The 4,196-nt window shown below is 43.9% G+C and carries 3 protein-coding genes; all 3 read left to right on the top strand.

What is annotated here, in order from left to right; all coding sequences use genetic code 11:
• Nucleotides 1–156: 156 nt before the first annotated feature.
• The 3 genes from rpsB (at nucleotide 157) to shc (ending at nucleotide 3,991) form a co-directional block, all read left to right on the top strand.
• A complete protein-coding gene (gene rpsB, locus IQ224_RS21965) occupies nucleotides 157–954 on the top strand; it encodes a 30S ribosomal protein S2 (protein WP_002734382.1) in 798 nt (265 codons plus the stop codon).
• A 116-nt stretch (nucleotides 955–1,070) separates the two neighbouring features.
• On the top strand, nucleotides 1,071–1,826 hold the full coding sequence (gene tsf, locus IQ224_RS21970; RefSeq protein WP_004161303.1) for a translation elongation factor Ts: 756 nt from the start codon (nucleotides 1,071–1,073) through the stop codon (nucleotides 1,824–1,826).
• A 257-nt stretch (nucleotides 1,827–2,083) separates the two neighbouring features.
• Complete coding sequence (gene shc, locus IQ224_RS21975; RefSeq protein WP_194033493.1) at nucleotides 2,084–3,991, top strand: squalene--hopene cyclase; 1,908 nt, start codon at nucleotides 2,084–2,086, stop codon at nucleotides 3,989–3,991.
• Nucleotides 3,992–4,196 lie beyond the last annotated feature (205 nt).

A 4,196-nucleotide genomic window follows, 5' to 3' on the forward strand; every position in this document is an offset into this window, starting at 1 on the left:
CCCCACACCCTGCCCCCAGGAAAAACTTTTTGCCGCAAACCCTGCTTATGTTAGACTAGAAAAGTTGTCAAAAATCGCACATCTAGGCGATCGGGTGTTTCTAGGAATCTAGAAATCCAGCCCTAGATGGAGGATAAACCCGAAAAGGAGAAAAATATGCCCGTTGTCTCTCTCGCAGAATTGCTAGAGTCTGGGGTTCACTTCGGCCATCAAACCCGCCGTTGGAACCCGAAAATGTCTCAGTACATCTACACTGCTCGAAATGGGGTTCATATCATTGATTTGGTGCAAACCGCCCAATTAATCGAAGAAGCTTACGAATTTGTCCGAGGAGAAGCCGATAGCGGTAAACGCTTTTTATTCATCGGTACGAAGCGGCAAGCAGCAGGAATCATTAAACAGGAAGCTTTACGCAGCGGCAGCCACTTCGTTAACCAACGCTGGTTAGGGGGAATGTTAACCAACTGGGAAACCATTCGCGGCCGGGTAGAAAGACTCAAAGAATTAGAAGAATTAGAAAATAGCGGCGCCCTCGATAAACGACCTAAAAAAGAAGCATCGGTACTGCGTCGGGAATTAGGCAAACTGGAAAAATACCTCGGTGGCATTAAAACCATGCGCCGGCTGCCGGATTTAGTCGTCGTAGTGGATCAGCGTCGGGAATATAACGCTATCCAAGAATGTCAAAAATTGGGCATTCCCATCATCTCCCTCTTGGATACTAACTGCGATCCTGACTTAGTAGATGTGCCGATTCCCGCCAACGATGACGCAATTCGCTCAGTTAAACTGATTTTAGGCAAAATTAGCGATGCGATCATCGAAGGTCGTCGCGGCGGTCAAGCAGCGGTGGAAGAATACGAGGAAGACTACGATAATGAAACCGAGTACGAGGAAGAAGGTGATTATTCCCAATACGCCGCCGAATTTGCCAGTGGAGACGACGATAACTAGGGAAAATTAGCTATTGATTGCCGTTAGGTTCGGGGGGAAACTTTCCGGACCTATCGATCGGCAAAACCTGCCCCTCTCGTGGCATGATCAACTATAAGCAGTAGGTTAGGAATTTTATGGCAGAAATTACAGCACAACAGGTTAAAGAACTTAGGGAAAAGACCGGCGCCGGCATGATGGATTGCAAGAGGGCGCTGACGGAAAACGCGGGGGATATAACTAAAGCGATCGAATGGTTGCGTCAAAAAGGGATTACTTCCGCCGAGAAAAAAGCCAGTCGGGTAGCGGCAGAAGGGATGATCGGCAGTTACATCCACACCGGCAGCCGCATCGGTGTTTTAGTGGAAGTGAACTGCGAAACCGATTTTGTTGCCCGTCGCGAGGAGTTCAAAAAATTGGTTAATGACGTGGCGATGCAGATTGCCGCTTGTCCTAACGTCGAATATGTGAAAGTGGCCGATATTCCCGCCGAAATCTCCGCCAAAGAAAAAGAAATTGAGATGGGACGGGACGATTTAGCCAATAAACCCGATAATATCAAAGAAAAAATTGTAGCTGGGCGCATTGAAAAACGTTTGAAAGAACTTTCTCTGCTTGATCAACCCTTTATCCGCGACCAGAACATTAGTATTGAGGAATTGATCAAACAAGCGATCGCCGCTTTGGGAGAAAATATTCAGGTGCGTCGTTTCCAACGCTTTGTACTAGGTGAAGGGATCGAGAAAGAAGAAACGGATTTCGCCGCCGAAGTAGCCGCCCAAATGGGACAAAAACCCCCGGAACCCGTGGCAGCAGCCCCGCAAGTGGAGGAAAAAGCCCCGGAACCGGCAGCGAAGGATAATCCGCCCGCTAAAGGCAAAAAGAAAAAGTAAGTTAAATTAAGAGCAATCTGGTGGGGTGCGAGTTTCGTACCCTTTTTGTCTTCAGGGGAGTGGGGGTACTTAATCAGTTATCAGTAATCAGTAAACAGTAATCAGTGAAAAGAAAAAAGAAAGTGGCAACTAAAGCAGATTCCTTGACTGGATTCTTTGGGAACAAAAGCCTATCTTTTACCTACTTATTAAAAACTTTGTAAATAAGATTATCTTATTTGCACTCGTGGTTCCTAGAGGTTGTCGAACGGAAAAAAATGCAGATTCAGGACAAAATCACCGAAATAGCCGCTAAAACAGCGAAAGCGATCGAACTTTCTCAAAATTATTTACTTTCTACCCAATACTCTGAGGGTTACTGGTGGGCAGAATTAGAATCTAATGTCACCATCACCTCAGAAGCAATTTTACTGCACAAAATCTGGAAAACTGACAAAAAACGCCCCCTAGACAAAGCAGCCACCTATCTGCGTCAGCAACAGTGTCCTAACGGCGCTTGGGAGTTATTTTATGGGGATGGTGGCGATCTTAGCACCACTGTGGAAGCCTACATGGGACTGCGACTATTGGGAATTCCCGCTAATGATCCTGCTTTAGAAAAAGCCAGAGAATTTATCTTAGCTAAAGGTGGCATCAGCAAAACCCGCATTTTCACCAAAATGCACCTCGCTTTGATTGGTTGTTATGATTGGCAGGGAGTTCCCTCTATCCCCGCTTGGATCATGCTACTGCCGGAAAATTTCCCTTTTACTATCTATGAAATGTCCAGTTGGGCGCGGGGAAGTACGGTTCCTTTATTAATTGTTTTCGACAAAAAACCCGTGTATAAAATGGGTTTTAACCTCGATGAACTCTATACAGAAGGGGTGAATAATGTCAAGTATGAGTTACCAAAAAATAACAATTGGTCAGATATTTTTCTCTGGTTAGATGGACTGTTTAAATGGACAGAAAAAACTAATTTAGTTCCCTTCCGTCAAGAAAGTCTGCAAGCGGCGGAAAAATGGGTAATTGAACGACAGGAAGACACGGGCGATTGGGGGGGAATTATCCCGGCGATGTTAAATTCTCTGTTAGCTTTAAAAGCCCTAGGTTATGATGTGGACGATCCGATTGTTGATCGGGGTTTAAAAGCGGTGGATAATTTTGCTATTGAGACGGATAATACCTATTGTGTACAGCCCTGTGTGTCGCCGGTTTGGGATACGGCTTGGGTAATTCGATCGCTAATTGAATCCGGTCTAAATCCCGCTCATCCAGCTATGATTAAAGCGGGACAATGGTTAATCGATCAACAAATTCTTGATTATGGCGATTGGGCGATTAAAAATAAAATCGGAACCCCCGGGGGTTGGGCTTTTGAATTTGATAATCGCTGGTATCCCGATTTAGACGATTCGGCAGTGGTGGTGATGGCTTTAGAGTTAATTAAAATGCCCGATGAAAATATTAAAACAAGCGTGATGAAACGGGCAGTTAATTGGATGGCTACTATGCAGTGTAAAGCTGGTGGATGGGGAGCTTTTGACATCGATAACGATCAAAACTGGCTTAATTCTTTGCCCTATGCCGATCTAAAAGCAATGATCGATCCTAATACGGCTGATGTGACTGCCAGAGTTCTAGAAATGTTAGGCACTTGTGATGTTAAAATGGGGGAAAATCGAGTTAAAAAAGCTTTGGATTATCTGGAAAAAGAACAGGAAGCTGATGGTAGTTGGTTTGGTCGTTGGGGTGTAAATTATATTTATGGAACCAGTGGGGCGTTATCTGCTTTGGCTTTTCTGGAACCGAATCAATATCGCCAGCAATTGCAAAAAGGAGCCAATTGGTTAAGCAGTTGTCAAAATGTTGATGGTGGTTGGGGTGAAACCTGTTTTAGTTACAATAACCCTAAATTTAAAGGACAGGGAAATAGTACCGCTTCCCAAACTGCTTGGGCATTAATCGGTTTATTAGCCGTCGGGAAAGTCACCGGCAATTATCAGCGAGAAGTGATTGAAAAGGGCGTTAACTATCTTCTTGTTACCCAAAAAGAAAATGGTACATGGGATGAAGATTACTTCACCGGTACAGGTTTTCCCTGTCATTTTTACCTGAAATATCATTTCTATCAGCAGTATTTCCCTCTACTGGCTTTGGGGCGTTATCGGGCTTTAATTTAGTCTGTTAATCTATGCGTTAAGACAGGAAATAAGCCTAACTGTCTAGCGCATTTTTTATGACTAACTAGGAAAAAATAAAGGCTCTTCGGGAATTGTTATGCAAATAATTAACTTAAAATAAAATTCAATGAGAGTACCTAAGCTCAAAAGTAGCTGAAATTCATACAGGAAAGGACTTAAGGCACAAATAAGTTAATATCAAAAG

It is taken from the genome of Microcystis sp. LEGE 00066, from assembly GCF_015207925.1.
Classification (GTDB): Bacteria; Cyanobacteriota; Cyanobacteriia; order Cyanobacteriales; family Microcystaceae; genus Microcystis; species Microcystis ichthyoblabe_A.

Bases quoted from the DNA above. Each gene is read 5' to 3' on its own strand.
- shc (WP_194033493.1), top strand. From the start codon at position 2,084: ATGCAGATTCAGGACAAAATCACCGAAATAGCCGCTAAAACAGCGAAA.
- rpsB (WP_002734382.1), top strand. From the start codon at position 157: ATGCCCGTTGTCTCTCTCGCAGAATTGCTAGAGTCTGGGGTTCACTTC.
- tsf (WP_004161303.1), top strand. From the start codon at position 1,071: ATGGCAGAAATTACAGCACAACAGGTTAAAGAACTTAGGGAAAAGACC.